General features: G+C 68.1%; 23 protein-coding genes. 11 read left to right on the plus strand and 12 right to left on the minus strand.

Translation table 11 applies throughout. The annotated features are described in order from the left end of the window. The first annotated feature begins 8 nt into the window (after nucleotides 1–8). Nucleotides 9–1,574, plus strand: coding sequence for a methyl-accepting chemotaxis protein (locus WDZ95_RS13375; protein WP_425779141.1), 1,566 nt, complete (start codon nucleotides 9–11; stop codon nucleotides 1,572–1,574). 9 nt (nucleotides 1,575–1,583) lie between these two features. Here WDZ95_RS13375 and WDZ95_RS13380 read toward each other — a convergent pair whose 3' ends face one another. Both WDZ95_RS13380 and WDZ95_RS13385 read right to left on the minus strand, forming a co-directional pair. Then, nucleotides 1,584–2,201: a glutathione S-transferase family protein gene (locus WDZ95_RS13380; RefSeq protein ID WP_425779143.1), complete on the minus strand. Its 618-nt coding sequence runs from the start codon at nucleotides 2,199–2,201 to the stop codon at nucleotides 1,584–1,586. Nucleotides 2,202–2,236: 35 nt separating this feature from the next. After that, entirely contained in the window at nucleotides 2,237–3,703 is a 1,467-nt protein-coding gene (locus WDZ95_RS13385; RefSeq protein ID WP_425779145.1) for a gamma-glutamyltransferase family protein, read from the minus strand. 352 nt (nucleotides 3,704–4,055) lie between these two features. On the opposite strand from WDZ95_RS13385, the gene WDZ95_RS13390 reads away from it, so the two are divergent. From WDZ95_RS13390 to WDZ95_RS13400, 3 genes are all read left to right on the plus strand, one after another. Next, nucleotides 4,056–5,588 carry a hypothetical protein gene (locus WDZ95_RS13390; RefSeq protein ID WP_166228385.1) on the plus strand — a complete coding sequence of 511 codons (1,533 nt, stop codon included), beginning with the start codon at nucleotides 4,056–4,058 and terminating at the stop codon, nucleotides 5,586–5,588. A gap of 44 nt (nucleotides 5,589–5,632) precedes the next feature. Then, entirely contained in the window at nucleotides 5,633–6,664 is a 1,032-nt protein-coding gene (locus tag WDZ95_RS13395) for a porin (protein ID WP_425779147.1), read from the plus strand. Between the two features lie 178 nt (nucleotides 6,665–6,842). Then, nucleotides 6,843–7,496 (plus strand): GntR family transcriptional regulator, encoded by a 654-nt coding sequence (locus tag WDZ95_RS13400; protein WP_425779149.1) that lies wholly within the window; start codon nucleotides 6,843–6,845, stop codon nucleotides 7,494–7,496. Between the two features lie 30 nt (nucleotides 7,497–7,526). Here WDZ95_RS13400 and WDZ95_RS13405 read toward each other — a convergent pair whose 3' ends face one another. The 5 genes from WDZ95_RS13405 to WDZ95_RS13425 are packed head-to-tail and all read right to left on the minus strand — an operon-like array spanning nucleotide 7,527 to nucleotide 10,123. After that, nucleotides 7,527–8,447, minus strand: coding sequence for an ornithine cyclodeaminase family protein (locus WDZ95_RS13405; protein WP_425779151.1), 921 nt, complete (start codon nucleotides 8,445–8,447; stop codon nucleotides 7,527–7,529). Nucleotides 8,448–8,455: 8 nt separating this feature from the next. Then, a complete protein-coding gene (locus tag WDZ95_RS13410) occupies nucleotides 8,456–9,208 on the minus strand; it encodes a sulfite exporter TauE/SafE family protein (RefSeq protein ID WP_425779153.1) in 753 nt (250 codons plus the stop codon). A 5-nt stretch (nucleotides 9,209–9,213) separates the two neighbouring features. After that, nucleotides 9,214–9,498, minus strand: coding sequence for a 2Fe-2S iron-sulfur cluster-binding protein (locus WDZ95_RS13415; protein WP_166228395.1), 285 nt, complete (start codon nucleotides 9,496–9,498; stop codon nucleotides 9,214–9,216). A gap of 5 nt (nucleotides 9,499–9,503) precedes the next feature. Beyond that, nucleotides 9,504–9,836, minus strand: coding sequence for a ferredoxin (locus WDZ95_RS13420; RefSeq protein WP_425779155.1), 333 nt, complete (start codon nucleotides 9,834–9,836; stop codon nucleotides 9,504–9,506). Then, complete coding sequence (locus WDZ95_RS13425; protein WP_166228399.1) at nucleotides 9,833–10,123, minus strand: 2Fe-2S iron-sulfur cluster-binding protein; 291 nt, start codon at nucleotides 10,121–10,123, stop codon at nucleotides 9,833–9,835. The genes WDZ95_RS13420 and WDZ95_RS13425 overlap by 4 nt, the downstream gene beginning before the upstream one ends. A 192-nt stretch (nucleotides 10,124–10,315) precedes the next feature. Here WDZ95_RS13425 and WDZ95_RS13430 point away from each other — a divergent pair, with 192 nt between their 5' ends. From WDZ95_RS13430 to WDZ95_RS13460, 7 genes are all read left to right on the plus strand, one after another. Continuing rightward, nucleotides 10,316–11,041 carry a TenA family transcriptional regulator gene (locus tag WDZ95_RS13430; protein WP_166228401.1) on the plus strand — a complete coding sequence of 242 codons (726 nt, stop codon included), beginning with the start codon at nucleotides 10,316–10,318 and terminating at the stop codon, nucleotides 11,039–11,041. 36 nt (nucleotides 11,042–11,077) lie between these two features. Further along, a complete protein-coding gene (locus tag WDZ95_RS13435; RefSeq protein WP_166228403.1) occupies nucleotides 11,078–12,529 on the plus strand; it encodes an aldehyde dehydrogenase family protein in 1,452 nt (483 codons plus the stop codon). A gap of 25 nt (nucleotides 12,530–12,554) precedes the next feature. Further along, complete coding sequence (locus tag WDZ95_RS13440) at nucleotides 12,555–13,034, plus strand: GlcG/HbpS family heme-binding protein (RefSeq protein ID WP_166228404.1); 480 nt, start codon at nucleotides 12,555–12,557, stop codon at nucleotides 13,032–13,034. A 17-nt stretch (nucleotides 13,035–13,051) separates the two neighbouring features. Then, nucleotides 13,052–14,065, plus strand: coding sequence for a 2Fe-2S iron-sulfur cluster-binding protein (locus tag WDZ95_RS13445; RefSeq protein WP_425779159.1), 1,014 nt, complete (start codon nucleotides 13,052–13,054; stop codon nucleotides 14,063–14,065). A 42-nt stretch (nucleotides 14,066–14,107) separates the two neighbouring features. Beyond that, nucleotides 14,108–14,416 carry a nucleotidyltransferase family protein gene (locus WDZ95_RS13450; protein ID WP_425779161.1) on the plus strand — a complete coding sequence of 103 codons (309 nt, stop codon included), beginning with the start codon at nucleotides 14,108–14,110 and terminating at the stop codon, nucleotides 14,414–14,416. A 661-nt stretch (nucleotides 14,417–15,077) separates the two neighbouring features. Then, on the plus strand, nucleotides 15,078–16,118 hold the full coding sequence (locus tag WDZ95_RS13455; RefSeq protein ID WP_425779163.1) for a ParA family protein: 1,041 nt from the start codon (nucleotides 15,078–15,080) through the stop codon (nucleotides 16,116–16,118). 5 nt (nucleotides 16,119–16,123) lie between these two features. After that, nucleotides 16,124–16,753 (plus strand): HEPN domain-containing protein, encoded by a 630-nt coding sequence (locus WDZ95_RS13460; protein ID WP_425779165.1) that lies wholly within the window; start codon nucleotides 16,124–16,126, stop codon nucleotides 16,751–16,753. 128 nt (nucleotides 16,754–16,881) lie between these two features. Here the strand turns inward: WDZ95_RS13460 and WDZ95_RS13465 are convergent, their stop codons facing one another. From WDZ95_RS13465 to WDZ95_RS13485, 5 genes are read right to left on the minus strand one after another with little or no spacing between them, the layout of a single operon-like run. Continuing rightward, a complete protein-coding gene (locus WDZ95_RS13465; RefSeq protein ID WP_425779167.1) occupies nucleotides 16,882–17,856 on the minus strand; it encodes an SDR family oxidoreductase in 975 nt (324 codons plus the stop codon). Continuing rightward, nucleotides 17,853–18,776, minus strand: a complete 924-nt coding sequence (locus WDZ95_RS13470) for a bile acid:sodium symporter family protein (protein ID WP_205710657.1) — start codon at nucleotides 18,774–18,776, stop codon at nucleotides 17,853–17,855. The genes WDZ95_RS13465 and WDZ95_RS13470 overlap by 4 nt, the downstream gene beginning before the upstream one ends. A 30-nt stretch (nucleotides 18,777–18,806) precedes the next feature. Next, on the minus strand, nucleotides 18,807–20,129 hold the full coding sequence (locus tag WDZ95_RS13475; RefSeq protein ID WP_425779169.1) for a flavin-containing monooxygenase: 1,323 nt from the start codon (nucleotides 20,127–20,129) through the stop codon (nucleotides 18,807–18,809). Next, nucleotides 20,126–20,944, minus strand: coding sequence for an SDR family NAD(P)-dependent oxidoreductase (locus WDZ95_RS13480; RefSeq protein ID WP_425779171.1), 819 nt, complete (start codon nucleotides 20,942–20,944; stop codon nucleotides 20,126–20,128). Before WDZ95_RS13480 ends, WDZ95_RS13475 begins: the two co-directional genes overlap by 4 nt. Before the next feature lie 11 nt (nucleotides 20,945–20,955). Beyond that, nucleotides 20,956–21,711 (minus strand): response regulator, encoded by a 756-nt coding sequence (locus WDZ95_RS13485; RefSeq protein ID WP_425779173.1) that lies wholly within the window; start codon nucleotides 21,709–21,711, stop codon nucleotides 20,956–20,958. Between the last annotated feature and the right edge of the window lie 3 nt (nucleotides 21,712–21,714).

Here is a 21,714-nt window from a genome sequence, read left to right on the forward strand (position 1 = left end):
GCGGTGCCATGGGGTTCGATCGCCTCTCGGTCAAGGCCAGATTGCTGGCTGGTTTTCTGTTGTTGTCGGTCATCGTGCTCGCGGTGGCCACGCTGTCGGTGCGTGCGCTCGGGCATGAGCACGCTGCCTTCACGCAGTACGTGAGCGAGACCTCGTACCGCATGACGCTGGCCAACGACATCCTCGATGCCACGAACGCGCGCGCCATCGGCGTGCGCAACCTGGTGCTGGTGAGCACGCCGGCCGACCGCGAACAGGAAAAGAAGGCCACCGAGACCGCACACGCGCAGGTGGTGGACCGGTTCAAGAAGCTGCGCGAAGCGCTCGACGCCGACGAGCACACCACCGCCACCGAGCGCAAGCTGTTCGATGAAGTTGTGCAGGTGGAGGCGCGCTACGGCCCGGTGGCGCTGGACATCCTCGAGCGCGCGAGCCGCGGCGACCGCGAAGGCGCCATCGAACGCATGGACCGCGACTGCCGGCCGCTGCTGGCCGCCCTGGTGAAGGCCGCACACGCCTACCTCGAGCATGCGACGAACGAGGCCGCCCGGGAGGTCAAAACCTCGGACGCGGGCTACGCCTTCAACCGCAACCTCATGATCGGCAGCAGCGCCGTGGCCCTGGTGGCCGCGCTGATGCTGGCCCTGCTGCTCACGCGCTCCATCGTCACGCCGATCCGCGAGGCGGTGCAGGTGGCACAGACCGTGGCCGCGGGCGACCTGCGCTCGAGCATCGTGGTGAACAGCCGCAACGAGCTCGGCGAGCTGCAGGCCGCGCTCAAGGCCATGAATGAAAGCCTGGTGCGCATCGTGTCCGACGTGCGCCAGGGCAGCGACAGCATCGCCACCGGCAGCACGCAGATCGCCACCGGCAATGCCGACCTCTCGTCGCGCACGGAACTGCAGGCCAGCAACCTGCAGCAGACCGCGGCCTCGATGGAGCAGATGAACGCCACCGTGCGCACCAGCGCCGACACCGCGCGCCAGGCCACGCAGCTCGCCCATTCGGCCAGCGGGGCCGCCGTCAAGGGCGGCGAGGTGGTGGGCCAGGTGGTGCAGACCATGCAGGACATCCAGCACAGCAGCCAGAAGATCGGCGACATCATCGGCGTGATCGACGGCATCGCCTTCCAGACCAACATCCTCGCGCTCAACGCGGCGGTGGAAGCGGCGCGCGCCGGTGAACAGGGCAGGGGTTTCGCGGTGGTGGCCGGCGAGGTGCGCAACCTCGCGCAGCGCAGCGCCGAGGCGGCCAAGGAGATCAAGGGCCTGATCAACGCCAGCGTGGAAAAGGTGGACGCGGGCTCGCGCCTGGTGAGCGACGCGCGCGGCGCGATGGACGACATCGTGGCCCAGGTGCAGCGCGTGACCGATCTCATCGCCGAGATCGGCGCCGCCACGCACGAGCAGACCCATGGCATCGGCCAGGTCAACTCGGCCATTGCCCAGCTCGACCAGGCCACGCAGCAGAACGCCGCGCTGGTCGAAGAGAGCGCGGCCGCGGCCGAGAGCCTGCGCACGCAGGCCGCGCGGCTGGCCGAGGCGGTGGGCTTCTTCCGCCTCAACCACGCCTGAGCGGCGCGCTCAGGCCGCGGTGCGCAGCGCCCAGGCGCGTTGCGCCGCCGGCCGCGCCAGGCAGCGGCGGTGCCAGTCGTGGGTGCGCGGCAGTTCGCCACGCGCGAGCACGCTCAGCCGCTGCAGCACCGCGGCCAGGTTCAGGTCGGCCACGGTGAAGCGCTCGCCCAGCAGCCAGTCGCGCGTGGCCAGGTGGTCTTCGAGCACCCGCAGGCGCTGCTGCAGCTTGTCGATGGCTTCTTCCGCCAGCGCGGGAATGCGCTGCTCCGGCGGCAGGAAGCCGGTGTGGTGGAACCACTGGCGCGCCAGCGGCTCGGCCTCGGTCGCGGCCCACAGCGTCCATTGGTAGATCTGCGCCACGCCGCGGGCGTCGTCGGCCCACAGGCCGCCCTCGGGCCGCGTCTGCGCCAGGTGCAGCGTGATCGCGAGCGATTCGAACAGCACCAGGCCGTCGTCGTCGATCGCGGGCACGGTGCCGTTGGGGTTGATCGCGCGGTAGGCCGGCTCGCGGGTTTCGGGGCCCTGGTAGTGCCAGCGCAGGTGCTCGTAGGGCAGGCCCAGTTCTTCGGCCGCCCACAGGGGGCGGATCGCGCGCGAGGCGGCAATGCCATAGATCTTCAGGGTCACGTCGGTCCTTGGATGAGGGAGAGAAAGCGCACGTTTCAGCAGGCCAGCGCCATGCCGTCCTTGCGGCGGTCGGAGCCGCCTTCGAGGCGGCCGTCGTCGAGGCGCCGCACCACCTGGGCGCCGCCGAAATCGCTGCGGCCGCCGAGCTCGCCCAGGCCCGCGGGTTCGGTGTAGCCCGCGGCACGCAGCGCGCGCACCACGGCCTCGGGCGTGCCGGCCTCGATGGCCAGGGCGCGGCGCGCTTCGAGCCGCCAGCGCGGCGCGTCGATGGCGGCCTGCAGGGCCTGGCCCCAGGCCGCCGTGCGCACCATGAGCTGCACGTGGCCCTGTGGCTGCATGGCCCCGCCCACCACGCCAAAGCCCGCGTGGAACGCGCCGCCGCGCAGCGCCGCGCCAGGGACCACGGTGTGGTACGGGCGCTTGCCGGGCGCAGCGCCATTGAGCTCGCCGGGCGCGGCGAAGCCGAAGCCCCGGTTCTGCAACGCGAAGCCCGCGCCGGGCACGCCGATGCCGCTGCCGAAGCGCTTGAACACACTGCTCATGAGCGTCACGGCCAGGCCTTGTGCGTCCACCACCACGGTGCACACCGTGTTGCCGGCCGGGTCCGCCACCACGCGCTTGGCCTCGGCCATGGCGGCGTCCATGGCGTCGACCATGGCCACGGCGGTGGCCGGGTCCTCGGGGTCCAGCGGCAAGGCGTCGAGCGCTTCGAGCGCGTGCAGCACCGCGAGGCCGTGGGTGTTGGGCGGGCATTCCAGCACCTCCAGCCCGCGGAAGCGGCCGCGCAGCGGGGCGGCGAAATCACCGCGGTGGGCCGCGAAGTCGCTCGCCGACAGCACGCCGCCACGCGCGCGGCTGGCCTGTTCGGCCGCGCGCGCGGCGGGGCCTTGGTAGAAGGCTTCGGGGCCGTCTTCGGCAATGGCCTGCAGCGTGGCCGCGAGCTCGGGGTTGCTGAACACCGTGCCGGCCGTGGGCACCGCGTCGGCGCGGTACAGGCGCGCCGACACCGGGTCGGCCGCGATCACGGGCTGGAACAGCGCCCATTCGCGCGCCGCCACCGGCGACACCGCAAAGCCCTGGCGTGCGGCCTCGATCGCCGGGCCGAACAGCTCGCGCCAGTCGGCGCGGCCATGGCGCTGGTGCAGGTCGTGCCAACCGCGCACCGCGCCCGGCACGGTGAGGGTGTGCACATGGCGCTCGGGCAGGCGCTGGCCCGGGAAGGCGGCCAGGCAGGCCGGATCGAAGGCCGCGGGCGAGCGGCCCGAGCCGTTGTAGGCCTGCGGCTCGGCGCCGGGCGGCACCAGCATGGCGAGCAGATCGCCGCCGATGCCGGTGGCCATGGGCTCGACCACGCCCATCACCGCGTCGGCCGCGATCGCCGCATCGACCGCGCTGCCGCCCAACGCCAGCAAGCGGGCCGCGGCCTGCGCCGCCAGGGGATGGCCGGTGGCGACCATGGCGCCGGTGCTGGTCACGGGGGGTGAAGGGGGGGTATCGGTCACGGGCCTCTCCAATTCATGAATACAGTATACCGATGAGATGGAAGGGGCGGCGGCACCGATTGCACCGCTGCCGCCCACGGCCCGGCCGTCATTTCTCTGCGGAAGCCACCCGCCAGCCTGGCACGAAGCCTGCATAGGCTTTTTCGTCTGGATGTATACCGTATCCAGATTGATCAGAAGATGGTTTTCGATTCCCTTGAATGCGTACTTTCCACCTCATGAACGCCCCAAACGCGGGCCCATGACGCACCAAGGGAGGGCGGGAAAACCCTGTCAGCCCCATAAAAGTATTCTGTATACCATCTGACGCCCTCTTGACCCCCTCACAGCCCCCCACCCCACGGACAAGCTTATGGATTCCAACGTAACCCTCACAGCGGCGCACTGGATGTACCTGCTGGGCGTGATCAGCATCATCGTGACGATGGTGTTCCGCGCCAACGTGCTCGTGCCCTCGATCGCGGCCACCTTCCTTGTCGGTCTCGCCTGGACCGGCAGCGCCCTCGGCGGCCTGGGCAGCATCTACAGCGCCAGCCTGGTCGCGGCCAAGGAGCTGTTCAACATCTTCCTGGTCATCGCGCTGATGACGGCCCTGCTCAACGCCCTCAAGGCGCTGAAGTCCGACATCCTGATGGTCAAGCCCTTCCGGGTGCTGATGAAGAACGGGCCGGTGTCGTACCTGCTGCTCGCGGCCATCACCTACTTCATCTCGCTGTTCTTCTGGCCCACGCCCGCGGTGCCGCTGGTGTGCGCGGTGCTGCTGCCCGCCGCCATCGCCGCCGGCCTGCCCCCGATCGTGGGCGCGGCCGCCATCGCCGTGGCCGGCCAGGGCATGGCGCTGTCGTCCGACTACGTGATCGGCGTGGCCCCCGGCATCAGCGCCAAGGCCGCCGGTGCCGCGGCCGCGGTGATCGCCGACCGCGCGCTCGCGCTCTCGCTCATCACCGGCCTGGTCGCGCTGGTGCTGATCTTCGTGTTCCACCGCCGCAAGTTCCTGCCCGCCAGCCCGGCCCACCTGGAGCGCTGGCAAGAGCTGGCCGTGAAGGGCGAGCTGGCGCAGCACGAGCACGAAGGCACGGCCCACAAGGCCGAGATCGCCCAGGGCACGAGCCGCGAGCACCAGCCCGTGACCGGCCAGGACCTGCGCCGCGAGCTGCAAAGCGTGCCGGCCGACGACATCAAGTGGTCCAAGCTGTTCGCCGTGGTCACGCCGCTGGTGTTCCTGGCCGTGATCGTGCTCATGGTGCTGCCCAAGCTCGGCGTGCCGCTGGGCGACTTCAAGGGCGGGGCCGGCGCTTCGCTGGTGGGCGGTGCGGCCGCGCTGCTGATGATCTTCGCCACGCTCGCCATGAAGGGCGCGCGCCAGATGCTCGAAGCCAGCGCCGACCACATCACCGAAGGCTTCGTGTTCGCCTTCCGCGCCATGGGCTCGGTGCTGCCGATCGCGGGCTTCTTCTTCCTGGGCGCGAGCGAGACCGCCGCGGCCATCTTCGGCGGCGACGCCGGCGCCACGCCCAGCCTGCTGTTCGACCTGGTGCGCAGCGCGCAGGACTGGATCCCGCACAACCCGCTGTTCGTGGCCTTCGGCCTGCTGATCGTGGGCATGGTCACCGGCATCGACGGTTCGGGCTTCTCGGGCCTGCCGCTCACCGGCGCGCTCGCGGGTGCCCTGGGCCCGGTCTCCAACATCGACGCCACCACGCTCGCCGCGATCGGCCAGATGGGCGCCATCTGGACCGGCGGCGGCACCCTGATCGCGTGGTCTTCGCTGATCGCCGTGGCCGGTTTCGCGCGCGTCTCGGTGACCGACCTGGTGCGCGTGCTGGCGCTGCCGGTGCTGCTCGGCCTGGCCGCCTCCACCATCGCCGCGGTGGTGCTGTTCTGAATCTCCCGTCCCCTGTGTTCCCTCACCTCTCACCAAGCAAAAGCATGAAAAAAACCCTTCTCATCGCCTGCGCCACGCTCGCCAGCGGCGCGGCCTTCGCCCAGTCCAGCGTCACGCTGTACGGCCTGGCCGACATGTACCTGTCGAGCCAGAAAAACCCCGCCACCGGCCTGCGTACCACCAGGCTCGACAGCAGCGGCATCTATGAAAGCCGCTTCGGCTTCAAGGGCAGCGAAGACCTCGGCGACGGCACCAAGGCCAACTTCCAGCTCGAATCGGGCTTCGCCATGGACAACGGCGGCGCGCCCGGTCTGTCGTTCACGCGCCAGTCGTGGGTCGGCCTTTCGGGCGGCTTTGGCGACGTGCGCTTCGGCAAGGCCTGGAGCGCCTTCGACGACATCAGCGGCAGCGCCCTGGTGGCCAAGAACTCGGTGCTCGCCCCCAACCAGGGCGCCTGGCTCAGCACCTCGTACCGCGACGCGCCCAACAACGGCTTCTACTACGCCTCGCCCGACTTCGGCGGCTTCAGCGGCGTCGTGAGCTACGGCATGGCCGAGAACAAGACCGCCACCGTGGGCCAGGGCTCGATCAGCAGCGTGCACGTGAAGTACGCCGCCGGCCCGGTGTTCGCGGGCGCCGCGTACCAGACCGAAAAGGCCACGGGCAACGCGGAGGCCATCAAGTTCACGCGCCTGAACGGCTCGTACCAGCTCGGCCCGGCCAAGCTCATGGCCAGCTACGGCCGCGTGGCCTTCGGCGATGCCAAGACCAACGAATGGGCGCTGGGCACCGACTACGCCCTGGGCGGCGCGTGGACGATCTCGGCCGGCATCGCGCAGTCGAAGGGCGCGGTCACCGGCTTCACGGGCGACACCAACTACACCGGCAAGCTCGTGACCACCGTGGCCGCGGGCGCGCCCGACGTCAAGCGCACCGGCTACAGCGTGGCGGCCTTCTACAGCCTGAGCAAGCGCACCACGGTGTACGGCGGCTACCGCGGCAACACCATCAAGACCCCGGGCGCGGCCGACCAGAAGGGCGACCTGTTCGCGCTGGGCCTGCTGCACCTGTTCTGATCACGACCCGCCGCGCCCCGCGCGGCGTCTGCCTTTTCTTCCTTTGGAGTCCTTCGGGATCCTTTGGCCGCGCGGTGCGCGGCCTTTTTTCGTTCATGAAGCGCTCGCATAGAATCCACCGGCTTCGGGCCCGACCGGACCTTGCCTGTCGCCACCCCCACGGAGCCCGGACCACGCCATGACACTGCCCAGAAAGGAAGCCTCCCTCGGGGCCAGCCATTCGCCTCTGACCACCCTGGTCGTCGAGGCCCTGCGCGAACGCATCATGAGCGGCTCCATTCCCCCGGGCGAACGCCTGGTGGAAAGCAAGCTGTCCGAAGAACTCGGGGTGTCGCGCATGCCGGTGCGCGAGGCGCTGCGCCAGCTCGCGGCCGAGGGCATCGTCACCATCGAGCCGCGCCGCGGCGCTTCCGTCACCGCCTTCAGCCCCGAACAGGTGCGCGAACTGGTCGAGGTGCGGGCCACGTTGGAAGGCCTCAACGCCAAGCTCGCGGCCCAGCGCCACGATGCGAAGCAGATCGCCGAGATGGAGCGCATCCTGGCCGAGGGCAGCCGCCTGATCGACAGCGACGACCAGGCCGCGCTGCTCGAGATGAACAAGCGCTTCCACGACGCGTTGGGCAGCATCGCCGCGAACTCGGTGCTGCAGGAACTCATGCGCTCGCTGCGTGACCGAACCGCGCTGCTGTTCGCGCCGCTCAACCGCGGGCGCGGTCAGCAGAACTGGGACGAGCACGCCGCGATCCTGCGCGCGGTGATCAAGGGCGATGCCGAACTCGCCTCGCTGCTCGCGATGCGCCACGTGTACAACGCGGCGCAGATGGAGCCCTGAGGAGCACCCCCCCCGCCGGGCGGGGTTCGCTCAGGCCTGGCCGGCCTGCATCCGCTGCCACACCAGGCCCGCCAGGGCCACGTCTTCCAGGCCCACGCCCACCGACTTGTAGAGCGTGATCTCGCGCGGGTCCTGGCGGCCGGGCTGCAGGCCCGCCACCAGCTCGCCGAGCTCCACCAGGCGCTCTTCGGTGACCAGGCCGGGCGCGGCCAGCACGAGATCGCCGGCCTCTTTCAGGGTCTGGGGCTTCCACTCCACCGCGATGCGGGACGCGCGGCGCAGCGCCGTGTCGTCGAGCTCGCGCGTGTGCGGCAGGCTCGAGCCGATGGCGGCCACGAAGCTGCCCTCGGCCAGTTGCTCGCCGCGAAACAGCGGCGTGGTCGATCGCGAGGCCGTGACCACGATGTCGGCGCCCTCCACCGCGGTCTCGGGCGCCACCAGGCGCACCGGCACGCCGCAGGCGGCCTGCAGTTCGTCGGCCAGCGTGGCGGGGGCATACGGATCGCTCACGCGGATCTCGCGCAGCGGGAACGCGGCGGCCATCTGCTGCGCGTGCATGCGGCCCTGCACGCCCGCGCCGTACAAGGCCATCACCTGCGCATCGGGGCGCGCCAGGCGGCGCGCGGCGATCACCGAGCACGCGGCGGTGCGCAGCCGCGTGATGGCGCCGGCGTCGAACGAGGCCAGCGCGCGGCCGTCGTCGGCGGCGAACAGCAGGATCACGAAGGTGAACTGGCCCTGCAGCGTGGTGTAGACCTTGGCCCCCACCACGCCCTGCCCCGGCACCACCGCGCCCAGCGTCGAGAGCTTGATGCCGCCGGCCTCGGTGCGCACGCGCGTCTGCATCGCGGCCTCGCCGCGGCCGAAGCGCGCGAACGCGTCTTCGAGCACGGCCTGGGCCTGCTCGGGGCCGATGGTGGCGTCGACCATCGCGTCGGTGATGTGTTGCATGGGGGCTTTCAGGCGGTCAGGGTGCGGAACAGGACGACGAGCGCGCCGATGGCCGCCATGGCCAGCAGCAGCTTGCGCACCAGCGGCGCGGGAACGTGGCGCTTGATGGGGTTGGACGCGAAGAAGCCCAGGAACATCCAGGGCATGAGCAGCGCGCTCAGCAGGTATTCGTGCGCGCCCATGCGGCCCACCACGGTGAGCACGGCGATGGACACCGCCGAGCCGATGAAGAAGATGGCGCCGAAGGTGCCGCGCAACTGCGCTGCGCCCATGTTCTGCATGGCGATGGCGAACGGCGGCGCGCCGGCCGAGGTGATGGTGCCCATCATCCCCGAGGCCAGGCCCGCCACGGCCATGTTGCGCCGCGTGGGCATCACGCGCCAGCCCGTGAGGCTCAGGCTCACGCCCGTGAGGATGAGCAGCGCGAACAGCAGCGACAGGGTCTGCACCGACAGCATCACCAGGCACGCGGCCGCGAGCACCGTGCCCCCCAGGCGGCCGACCACGGCCACGCCGGCCAGCGGCCACTGGATGGCCTCTCGGTCGCGCAGGCCGCCCATGAGCGCGAGCGGGCAGCTCAGCACCAGCAGCGGACCGGGCACGAGTTCGGGGAACCACATGGCCGCCAGCGGCGCGCTGAACATGGCAAAGCCCAGGCCGCTCACGCCTTGCAAACAGGCGCCCACCACCACGAGCAGGCCGGCCGCGAGGTAATGCGCCCCGCTCACGCCCTGCACCAGGTCGTTGGTCAGCCAGTCCATGGCGTTCACCAGGACACGGCGATGTCGCCCTTGACGAAGGTCTGGCAGGCCATGCGGTAGCCCGCGGCGAGGTCGGCCTCGCTCAGGTGCTTGCGTTCCTTGGCCTTCACGTCGTCGGTGTTGGCCAGGCCTTCTTCGATGCGGCACTTGCAGGTGCCGCACAGGCCGCCGCCGCACTTGAACGGAATGCCACCCTTCTCGCGCAGCGACACGCGCAGCAGGTTGCTGTTCTCGGGGGCGCTGACCTGCTTGCCGGCGTTGCTGATGAAGGTGATGTTGACGGTGCTCATGGGGCTCAGGCCGGGGCGTTGAACGTGGCCGTGTCGCGCGGCTGCAGGCTCGCCTGCATGCTGCCGAAGCTGCACAGGTGCTGCAGTTCGCGGCGCGCGGCGTCCAGGCTCTGGAAGGATTCGAGGAATTTCGACGGCACCGAATTGACGGTGACGGGCTCGCCCTCGTCGATCACGCGCACGCGGGTGGGCGTGAGCAGCTCGGCGATGAGGAAGCGCGCCTTCACGCGGCCGAAGAACACGTAGTCCCAGGCTTCGATGGGCTGCAGGCCTTCGCCCGCTTCGGTGCGGAACTGGCCGGGCTTGGTGGTGAGGATCACGTACATGGCGGGGCTCATTCCTGCAGCAGTTCGATGTCGTGCTCGATCCAGAGCTGGCAGGTGAGCCGCCAGCCCTGCTCGAGCCGTTCGCCGAGCTGTTTCTTCTCTTTCCAGTTCGGCGGCGGCAGGTGCTCGGCCCCGGCGATCACGCGGGTGGCGCACTTGGAGCACTTGCCCATGCCGCACTCGTACTTGAGGTGGGGATACGGGTAGGCCTTGATGCCCGCGCGCACCACCAGGTTGGTCTTGGGCTGGACCTCGTCGCGGTAGGTCTGGCCGTTCTTGTGGAAGGTGACGATGGGCATGGGCGGAAGGGGTGGAGGGACGGATTCGCATTGAAAGTATACAGTATACTTTCAACAGTTCTGAGTGATTTCCTTACGGATGGCTCGGAAAACCCCGCTTTGGATCTCGCTATGTATACTGTATACGCCAATCGGGGTGAGCACAGCCCCGAAGCCGCTGTCTCCACACCTTCCACCCCTCAGGAGCCCACCATGTCCGCACTGCTTTCCCGCGACGAATTCCGCACCGCCCTCGAAAACGCCATCAAAGGCAAGAGCGCCAACCAGTCCCCCTTCAGCCTGGCCTGGGCCGGCGGCACGCTCTCGCGCGAGCACCTCGCGCGCTGGGCCGAGAACCACTACCACTACGTGGGCCCGTTCGCCGACTACCTGGGCTACCTGTACGCGCGCACGCCCGACCACATGACCGAGGCCAAGGACTTCCTGCTGGCCAACATGTATGAAGAAGAGATCGGCGGCGACCGCCACACCGACCTGCTGATCCGCTTCGGCGAAGCCTGCGGCACCACGCGCGAGCGCATCGTCGACCCCGACAACATGAGCGCCACCACGCGCGCCCTGCAAAGCTGGTGCTACGCCGTGGCCATGCGCGAAGACCCGGTGGTGGCTGTGGCCGGCCTGGTCGTGGGCCTGGAATCGCAGGTGCCCTCGATCTACCGCAAGCAGACCCCCACGCTGCGCGAGAAGTACGGCTTCACCGATGAAGAGGTCGAGTTCTTCGACCTGCACATCGTGTCCGACGAGATCCACGGCGAGCGCGGCTACCAGATCGTGCTCGAGCACGCCAACACGCCCGAGTTGCAAAAGCGCTGCCTGCGCATCTGCGAGATCGGCGCCGAAATGCGCCTGCTCTACACCACCGCGCTCTACAACGACTACGTGGCCCCCAGCCTGATGCCGCTGGCCAAAGCCGCCTGATCGCCCGCGCGTCGACAGCCCCCCGGAGCCGCACACATGCAGACCGAAGAGTTCCTCAACCACATCGATGGCCAATGGCTGAAGTGCCGCGGCGCCCGCACCTTCGACAACACCAACCCGGCCAACACCGATGACACGGTGGGCCGCTTCCAGGCGTCCACCGCGATCGACGCGGAAGACGCCGTGAACGCGGCCACGGCCGCCTTCGAGACCTGGCGCAAAACGCCCGTGAGCCAGCGCGCCAAGGTCTTGAACAAGGCGGCCGATTACCTCGAAGCCAACGCCCAGCGCTTTGGCGAAGAGCTCAGCCGGGAAGAAGGCAAGCCGGTGGCGCAAGGCAAGGACGAATTCCTGCGCGCCGCCCAGACCTTCCGCTTCTACGCCACCGAAGGCCAGACCTTCGGCGGCGAGACCTATGTGCAGGACGACGCCGACATGATGGTCTACAGCCAGCGCGAGCCGCTGGGCGTGGTGTCGGTGATCTCGCCCTGGAACTTCCCCGCGTCCATCCCCGCGCGAAAGATCGCGCCCGCGCTGATCACGGGCAACACGATCGTGTTCAAGCCTTCGTCGGACGCGCCGCTCAGCGGCCTGCGGCTGGTGGAGGCGCTGATCGAGGGCGGCATTCCCAAGGGCGTCATCAACTACATCACCGGCCGCGCCGGTGACGTGGGCCCGATCATCACCACCTCGAAATCCATCCGCGCCATCTCGTTCACGGGCTCCACGCAGGCGGGCATGCACATCCACCGCACGGTGCACCTCACCACGCGGCTGCAGATGGAGCTCGGCGGCAAGAACCCGCTGATCGTGATGGAAGACGCCGACCTCGACAAAGCGGTCGACCTCGCCATCAAGGGCGGCTTCTCGCTCACCGGCCAGGCCTGCACCGGCACCAGCCGCGTGATCGCGATCAAGAGCGTCAAGGCCGCCTTCACCGAGAAGCTGGTGGAGCGCGTGAAGGGCCTGAAGATCGGCCCCGGCACCCAGCCCGGCATGGACCTGGGCCCGCTGGCCACCGCCAAGCAGCTCGAAACCGTGCTGCGCTACCTGGAGATCGGCCGCGCCGAAGCGCGCCTGCTCTGCGGCGGCGAACGCCTCACGGGCGAACCCTTCGACAAGGGCTTTTACGTGACGCCCGCCGTGTTCGACAACGTGACGCAAGACATGCGCATCGCGCGCGAGGAAATCTTCGGCCCCGTGATCGCCGTGATCGAGGCCGAGGACTTCGCCGACGCCATGGCCAAGGCCAACGACAGCGAGTACGGCCTGTCGGCCGCCATCGCCACGCGCAACCCGCGCTACATGCACGCCTTCGCCAACGAGATCCAGTCGGGCACGGTGAAGATCAACCGCACCACCACCGGCAACCTGGTGAACGCGCCCTTTGGCGGCATGAAGAACTCGAGCACCTCCACCTTCCGCGAGTCGGGCCGCGTGGGCCTGGAATTCTTCACGCAGACCAAGGTGGTCTACCGCGGCCTTTGAGCCCCAACGCATTGCACACAGCCCCATGAAACAAGCCCTCAAACTGCAACTGCCCGAAGCGCGCGCCATGGCCGCCGCCGCCCTTGAAAAAGCCCAGGCCCTGGGCGTGCCCGAGACGGTGTGCATCACCGACGAAGGCGGCTTCCCCATCGTGCTCGAACGCATGGACGGCGCCCGCGTGACCGGCCCGCAGATCGCCTGGAACAAGGCCTTCACCGCGGCCGGCCACAAGCGCTCGACCCACCTCTTCAACACCCCGCCCAACGGCCCCGCCCTGCCCGGCAACGAAGCCTTCGGCATCCAGTGGAGCTTCGAAGGCAAGTTCGCCGTGTTCGTGGGCGGCTTCCCCATCGTGGTGAATGGCGAGGTGGTGGGCGGCGTGGGCCTGAGCGGCGGCAACGGCGAGCAGGACACCGCCTGCGGCGTGGCCGCGCTGCAGGCCCTGCAAGACCTGCTGGCCGCACAAGGCCTGCAGGTGCAGGTGAAAGCCGACCTCAAGCTCTGATTTCAGGAGCAAGGCGCATGGCCCACCGCATCACCTGGCTCGAAACCGGCCACAGCTTCGAGGCCGAGAGCGACGAGGCCGTGCTGAGCGCAGCGCGCCGCAGCGACGTGCCCTTTGCCTACGACTGCCGATCGGGCGGCTGCGGCACCTGCCGCGTGCGCGTGGTGCAAGGCGAGGTGCGCTACGACGACGAACTGCCCATGGGCCTGAGCGAAGAAGAAGCCGCCGCGGGCCAGGCCCTGCTGTGCCAGGCCCGCGCCTGCAGCGACCTGGTGCTGAGCGCCGACCCGCCCGACCTGGGCACGCCCCCGCAGCGCCTGCTCGCGCGCGTGGACAGCGTGCAGCCCCTGTGCAGCGACGTGACCCGCCTCTGCCTGGAACTGCCCGTGGACGCCGGCTTCAGCTACCGCCCCGGCCAGTACATGAACGTGCACCTGCCCGACGGCGGCCACCGCAGCTTCTCGATGGCCTCGGCCCCCAAGGGCGCGGTGGTGGACTTTCACATTCGCCGCATTGCGGGCGGCCGCTTCACCGACGGCGAGCTTGCGCAACTGCAGCCCGGCGACGCGCTGGAGGTGGAGCTGCCCCTGGGCAGCTTCTGCCTGCGCCCGCAGGACTACCGCCCCATCGTGATGCTGGCCACCGGCACCGGCCTGGCCCCGCTCAAGGCCATGCTCGAAGCCCTGCAAGGCGACCCCGACTGCCCGCCCGTGAGCCTGTACTGGGGCGCGCGCACCGAGGCCGACCTGTACCTGCACGACGAAATCGCCCAATGGGGCGAAGGCCTCTACGAATTCAACTACGTGCCCGTGCTCTCACGCGCGGGCGATGCGTGGACCGGCCGCCGCGGCCACGTGCAACACGCCGTGGTGCAAGACCTGGGCGAACAGCTCGGCGAATGCGCGTTCTACCTCTGCGGCTCGCCCGCGATGATTGCCGACGCGAAGAAGACGCTGGTGGCGCACGGGGCGGATGCGGGGTTCTTTTATTCGGACGGGTTTGTGTTTCAGCGGGAGCTGGCGGCGGGCTGAGCGCCTCGCTTCGCTGCGGCCCCCGCCGCTACACTGGCGCGCATGCACGCCGCCATCGCCCAGCACCGCGCCGCCATCGCCGCCATCTGCGAGCGCTACCGCATTCGCCGGCTGGAAGTGGTGGGCTCGGCGGCCCGGGGCGACGACTTCGACCCGCAAACCAGCGATGCGGACTTTCTGGTGGAGTACGCGCCCGATGCGCAACCCGGGCTGCACACCTACTTCGGTGCCAAGGCCGAACTCGAACAGGTGCTGGGGCGGGGCGTCGATTTGATCGAGCCCGATGCGGTGCGCAACCCTTACGTGCTGGCCAGCCTCAACCGGCATCGGGAAGCGATTTATGCATCGTGACCCGCGGGCGTTCTTGTGGGACGTGCGCGAGGCAGCTCAGGCGATCCAGTTTTTCATCGATAGGCACTGGTGAATGGAGGCACGGTGCAGAACGGCGTGCGCGCGCGTCTTCTGCACAGTTCACCGAACCCATATCCCCCAACTGAGGGATGTATGAGGCGGCGGTGTGATCGTTCGCACGCCATTAGGTGGGAGCCCTGTTGGCAAGCGTGCATTGCACCCCTAGGCTAGGTTTTCTAGATTCGGGAGGCCTTATGAAACGCATTGCACTTCCTAAAGCAGCGACGATGTTCACGGCGTTCGCCGCGCTGTCGTATGCGCAATCCTGCGATCGGTCATGGCAGACGGCCAAGGATGGGTCGCGGTGTGGGGATCGGGCGGCGGATATAAGGGTGGGTGAACGGTGAATGAGGCGGTTGGGACTTCTGCGTACGATTGCCATTGAGTGATTTCAATGTTTCGACACAGGGAATCGACGTCCGAACCTTACCCAAGCAGATCGACTGACCAAAGAACAAACGGCGGTTGATAGGCAAACCGCGGCACGGCACGTGGCCCGCCCCGCCTCAGTACGCCTTGGTAATCGCACTCGGTACGTCCTCGCCGTTCCGCTGTCGCGCCCGATAATCTTTAGGATCACAACGAGCGGTCAACGTACACCATGACAAAAATTATCTGTCTCTTCAACCATAAGGGCGGCGTAAGTAAGACGACTACTGCCTTCAATCTCGGTTGGATGATGGCCGCTATGGGAAAAAAGGTCATCCTCGCGGACTTCGATCCGCAGTGCAACCTCACCGGAATGGTTATGGGCTTTAAGGGCCTAGACGACCTAGCGGCAATTTACGACGGTGCGCCGCCCAACAACGTTAAGGATGGCTTGGCCCCTGCCTTCGAATCCCAGCCGCGAGCGATTACCGCTGTGGCCTGTGAGCAGGTCAAAGGCAACGATAACCTCCTTTTGATCCCTGGCCACATAAGGCTGGCCGAGTACGAAACAACGCTTGGAATCGCGCAAGAGCTTAGTGGCTCGCTGCTCGCGCTGCGAAATTTGCCAGGATCGATTCGCTACCTTTTGAATCAGACCGGAGCCAAATACAACGCAGATTATGTGTTAGTCGATATGAGCCCAAGCCTCGGGCCTGTCAATCAAAATTTAATTGCCACCTGCGATTATTTTCTGGTCCCGCTGCACCCCGACTACTTTTCTGCAATGGCACTAGATTCGCTCGCAGCAACATTGCCACGATGGCGCGCATGGGCTGAGACGGCATTCAACATCGATGTCCTTGCGAAGGCAGACTATCCGTTCCCTGAACCGAAGGCACAGTTCATCGGGGCTGTTATTCAGAAGTACCGGCCTCGCAATGGCGGAGCTAGTAAAGCGTTTCAACACTGGATTGATCAGTTGGTCGCAGGTCTGAAGGACTCGCTGGTGCCAGCACTGGAAGCGGCCAAGATGGTTGACGCTAAAGACTTTAAGGCTCGCACCGGCTTTGATCCATGGCAGCCACTGCTTGAGATGCAGGACTTCAATAGCCTCATTGCATACTCGCAAGAGCATCAAACACCCGTATTTGCTTTGACTGAGACACAGATTCAGCAAGGTGGGGCCGTCTGGGCGACGGCCAAAAAGAATATGGATGGTTTCGCGGGCTTGCTGGAGGAGTGCGCTGAGCGAGTCTTTAAGCTCACAGCCTAGGCGCCGTGACACCGATTCAACTCTACCAACAGGTGTGTCTGCGTGCCGATCACCTGTTGAGCATTCAGGCCTATGTTTCGGCTAATGCAACAGCGGCCGTGAACTCCGATGAGCTTCTCCGCGCGGAATGGGCTGCCCGCGTCAGTGCACTCGACTTATTTGTGCACGAGTTGGTAGCCCAGAGAATGGTTCAGATCTTCGACGGGGCACGGCCAAGCTGTGATGGTTTCAATCGCTTCCTGCTCTCCACGGAAACGGCACGTCGAATCGCCGAGGCAACATCGAAGGCTACTAGGAGCGCAGCCTTTGACCTTGCAGTAAGAGCGCAGATTGAGCGTGCCACCTACCAATATCCTGATGATGTTGCTGCGGGAGTGCGCAATTTCAGCTCCGTAGAGCTATGGCCTTCCGTGGCACTCCAATTTGGCGCGACCAACGCCACCAAAGCAAGTCCAGCGAACGCCATTAAGCTTCAGCTCACACAGATCGTCCGTAGAAGAAACAAGATAGTCCACGAAGGCGACTTGCAGCCATCGTCGCCAAGGACGCCTTGGCCCATTTCCGCCGGGGATGTGGCTAGCGTTCGCCAGTTCATCGACTCAGTTGTTGCGGCAATCGATGCCGTGACTGCATAGTGCGAAAAACGACCGAGCCCTAACTGGCGCCCGTGCGTCTGCCAGCCTTTAGCGGATAGCAGCCAGCGAGCGCGAGATGGCTGACCGCCGGCAACCGCTGATTTGCTATTAAGCACCACCGCCCCCAGTCACAGCCTCCTCCCCTGCCCCTCCCTCGCCGCCACAAACGCCTCAAACGCCTGCGCACTCGTCTTCTTGGGCACATACCCAAACCGCCGTTTCAGCGCCGTGTTCAGCAACACCGGCCGATACCGCAAAAAGTCGATTTGCTCGGGCCCATACCTTGAGACGCCCAGCGCCTGCCCCACGGTGAGCAGCACGCGCAGCAGGCGCGGGGGCAGCACCAGCGGCCGCTTGCCCAGGCGGGCGGCAATTTCGTGGATGGTGAGCGCGCCGTCGCCCGCGAGGTTGTAGCAACCGGGGGGCGCTTCGCCGCTCAGGGCGTGCAGCAGCGCGCCCACCACGTCTTCGTCCCACACGAACACAAAGGGGCTGTCGCTGCCCGCAATGGCAATGGGGCGCGGCTTTTCGAACAGGGCGGTGATCTGGTTGTCCACGCGCTCGCCCAATATCGTGCCGATGCGCAGCACGGTTTGCGCAAGGTTGGGGTGGTTGCGGCGGGCCTGGGCCAGCATCTCTTCCACCAGGCGCTTGTGGTGCGCGTAGGCAAAGGCCTCGTGGCCGCGCAGCGGGTGGTCTTCGGTGATCCACGCGGGGTTGTCGGCGTGATAGCCGTAGGCCGCCCCGCTCGACGACACCACCAGGTGCCGCACGCCGTGCGCAAGGCAGGCGGTGAGCACGTTGCGCGTGCCGCCCACGTCCACCGCGTACTCCAGCTCGCGGGTCGATCCCTTGCCCGGGGTGACGATGGAGGCCAGGTGCACCACGGTGTCGATGCGGTGGTCGGCCAGCACGCCGCCCAGGCCGTGGTCGCGCACGTCGAGCACGCGGTATTCCACACCGGGCAGGCGGCGCTCGGGCGGCACCTCGCGCACGTCGGTGGCCACCACCACGGTGTCGGGCCGCTGCGCGAGCGCGGCCACCAGGCCGCGGCCCAGGAAGCCGTCGGCCCCGGTGATGAGGATGCGCTCGGCCCGCGTCATGCGCGGTGCTCCGGCACACCGCCCTGCAGCGGCCGCTTGCCCCACCAGCCCGCAAGCAGCATGCCCGCGATGATGTCCCAGAAGCCCCACACGCCGGCCACCACGGCCATGCCGCCGAGCCCGCCGAAGAAGCTGAAGATCAGCACCAGGCCCAGGCCCGCATTGCGAATGCCCACCTCGATCGAGAGCGCGCGGCGGTCGTAGTCGGGCAGGCCCACGGCGCGCGCGCTCAGCCAGCCGATGAGGAAGGCCAGCGCGTCGTGGATGGCCACGGCCACGATCACCAGGCCCACGTAGTCGAGGAAGTAGCGCCAGTTGCCCGCGATGGCGCCCACGATGAAGCCGATGAGCGCGAGGAAGCTCAGGATGCGCACCGGCTTCTTGAAGCGCGCGGTGGCCGCGGGAAAACGCTGCGCGAGCCACACGCCCAGCACGAAGGGAATGCCGATGATGAGCAGGATGTGGCCCACCATCTGCACCGGGTCGAGCGCGATGGTTTTGAGCAGGCCCGAGGCCGTGGGGTGCAGGCCGCCCCAGAAGGCGAAGTTCAGCGGCATGGCGACGATGGCGATGGCGTTGGACACCGCCGTCATGGACACGCTGAGCGCCACGTTGCCGTTGGCGCGGTGGGTGAGGATGTTGCTCACATTGCCCGGCGGGCAGCAGGCCACCAGGATCATGCCGAGCGCGATGCTCGGGCCCACGCCCAGCAGCAGCGTGAGCCCGAAGGTGATGGCGGGCAGGAACAGGAACTGCGCCACGATGCCCACCGCAAAGGCCAGGGGCATGCGCAGCACGCGCTTGAAATCGTCCACCCGCGTGTCCAGCGCAATGCCGAACATCAGGAACCCCAGCACCGCGTTGAGCACGGCCAGCGACGCGGGGTTGAAGTTCAGCCGTATCTCGTCCACAGGCAGCATGCGGGGGTCTCCTCGTTGTGGTTCTTCACATCAACCCAAGGCCTGGGCGGCTTCGCGCACGGCCTTGCGGTAGGCGTCTTTGTTCACGTAGTAGGCCATGCGCTCGAGCTGCAGGTAGCGGTAGCCGCCCGAAAGATCGGGCCAGCGCCCGGGGCCGGCGCTCTTGAGGGCCTTGAGCGCGGCGGCCGGCGGCGCGCCATCGTCCAGGCCCTTGAAGTAGCGCGCCACGAGCTCGGCCTGTTCGTAGCGGCCCTGCCAGCCCAGGCCGCTGGCCTCGACCATGCCGAGCACGGCCAGGCGGTCGAAGCCGGGCGCGAAGATGTTGAGGTACAGGCGCGGCGCCATGCCCTGCCAGTTGAGCAGCGCGTGGTCGAGGAAGGGGTAGTGCAGCTTGTAGCCGGTGGCGGTGAGGATGAGGTCGTAGTCGCGCGCGCTGCCGTCCTTGAAGTGCACGGTGTCGCCGTCGAGCCGCTGCACGTCGGCGCGCACGCCCACGTCGCCGTGGCCGATGTGGTACAGGATGAGCGAGTTCACCACCGGGTGCGACTCGTACATGCGGTAGTTCGGCTTGGGAAAACCGAAGCGCACCGGGTCGCCTGTGAACCACTTGAGGATGGTGCTGTCGATGCGCTGTTTCAGCCAGGGCGGCAGCCTGATCTTGCCGCCCACCGAATCGGCCGGTTTGCCGAACACATACTTGGGCACGAAGTAATAGCCGCGCCGCACCGAGATGTCGATGCTGCGGGCGTGGTGCACCGCGTCCACCGCGATGTCGCAGCCCGAGTTGCCCGCGCCCACGATGAGCACGCGCTTGCCCGCGAGCTGCGTGGCCGATTTGTAGCGCGCGGTGTGCCAGATCTCGCCGTTGAAGTGCCCCTCGAAGCGCGGCACGCTGGGCTCGGCGAGCGTGCCGTTGGCCACCACCACGCCCTTGTAGCGCGCGGTCACGGGCGCGTCGTCGCCGGTTTGTGTGGTCACGCGCCACAAGGTGTCGGGCGCGGCCGATTCGGGCGCCACCTGCAGCACGCGCGTGTTGAAGCGGTAGTGCGCGTTGAGGCCGAAGCGCTCGGCGAAGGCGCGGAAGTAGTCGAGCAGTTCGCGGTGGCTGGGGTAGTCGGCCACGTGATCGGGCATGGGGAATTCGCTGAATTCCGTCATGCGCTTGCTCGAAATCAGGTGCGCCGATGCATACACCGTGGAGCGCGGGTTGCCGATGTTCCAGAGCCCGCCCACCTCGCTGTGCGCCTCGAAGCCCTGGAAGGGCACGCCGTGCTTCTGCAGGCAGCGCGCGCCCGCCAGGCCCGAGGGCCCGGCGCCGATGAGGGCGATCTGTTGTTCGGTGGCGGTGGTCATCGATGGAGTCCGGGGATGTCGGTGGCACCGGCTTCGCCGGCGCGGGGTTTGCGCGGCTGGCGCAGCAGCAGGCGGTCGTGCCACGCGGCGGGCAGCAGGCCCAGCGCGCGCGACAACCAGCCAATGCGCCGCGGCAGCACGATGTGCTCGCGCCCCGCGGCCACGCCCGCGAGCAGGCGGCGCGCGGCCTCGTCGGGTTCGAGCAGGCCGGGCATGGCGAAGCGGTTGCCCGCGGTGAGCGCGGTGCGCAGGTAGCCCGGGCTCACGGTGTGCACCGTCAGGCGCGTGGGGCGCAGCTCGGCGCGCAGGCTTTGCAGGTAGGCGATCAGGCCGGCCTTGCTGGCGCAGTACGCGCCGTTGCCCGGCATGCCGCGCCAGCCCGCGATGCTGGCCACGCCCACGAAGGCGGTGCGGGCCGCGGCATGGCCGCGCAGCGCGGCCAGAAAGGGCGAGAAGGTGCAGGCCACGCCGAGCAGGTTGATCTCGAGCATGCGGCGCAGCACGGGCAGGTCGTCGGGCACGGCGGTGTCGAAGCCGCCGGCCACGCCCGCGTTGGCCACCACCAGGTCGGGCGGGCCCATGTGCTGCAGCCAGTCGGCCGCCATCGCGGCCATGGCCGCGGGCTCGCTCACGTCGGGCGTGTAGGCGCGGCAGCGTTCGGGCGCCAGGGCCACGAGCGCGTCGAGCGTGGCGCGGTTCAAACCCACCAGGGCCACGCGCGCGCCGCTGGCGATGAGCGCGCGCGCGAGCGCCTGGCCCAGGCCGCCGCAGGCGCCCGTGATCACGGCGTTGCCGAAGGGGGCGGTGTGCTGCAAGGGGGCTCCCGTTAGACCAGGGTCTCCACGGGCGTGTCGAAGCGGTAGCCCGCGCCGCGTTCGGTCACGATCAGCGTGGGCTTGGCGTGGTCGGCCTCGATCTTGCGGCGCAGGCGCAGCACCTGCACGTCGATCGTGCGGTCGTACACCTCGGCGTTGTGCAGCCGCGAGAGGTCGAGCAGCTGGTCGCGGCTGAGCACGCGCTGGGGCGCGCTGCAGAAGGCCACGAGCAGGCTGTATTCGTTGTTGGAGAGTTCGAGCTTGCGGCCGTCGGGCGCGGTGAGGCGGCGCGTGCGCAGGTTCAATTCCCAGCCCGCGAAGCGGAAGGCGCGGCGCTTGTCGGTGCGCACCGTGTCGAGCACGGGCTGCGGCTGGTAGCGGCGCAGCACGGCGCGGATGCGCGCGAGCAGCTCGCGCGGGCTGAAAGGCTTGGTCACGTAATCGTCGGCGCCGAGCTCCAGGCCCATCACGCGGTCGGCCTCTTCGGCGCGGCCCGTGAGCAGGATCACCGGAATGGGCGCGCGTTCGCGCAGTCGCCGCGCGAGCGTGAGGCCGTCTTCCCCGGGCAGCTTGAGGTCGAGCACCACGAGGTCGATGGCCTCCTGGTCGAGCAACGCAAACATCGCGCGGCCGTTCTCCACCGCGGTCACGCGCAGGTCCGACTCGCCCAGGTAGCCCGACAAAAGATCGCGCAGCGCAGGGTCGTCGTCCACCACCAGAATGTGGGGTGGCGCCACCGGCGCGTGCTGCTCCTCCAGATCCGACATCCA

Origin of the sequence: Hydrogenophaga sp. T2 (assembly GCF_049843535.1) — a bacterium.
In the GTDB taxonomy this organism is placed as follows: Bacteria; Pseudomonadota; Gammaproteobacteria; order Burkholderiales; family Burkholderiaceae_C; genus Hydrogenophaga; species Hydrogenophaga crocea.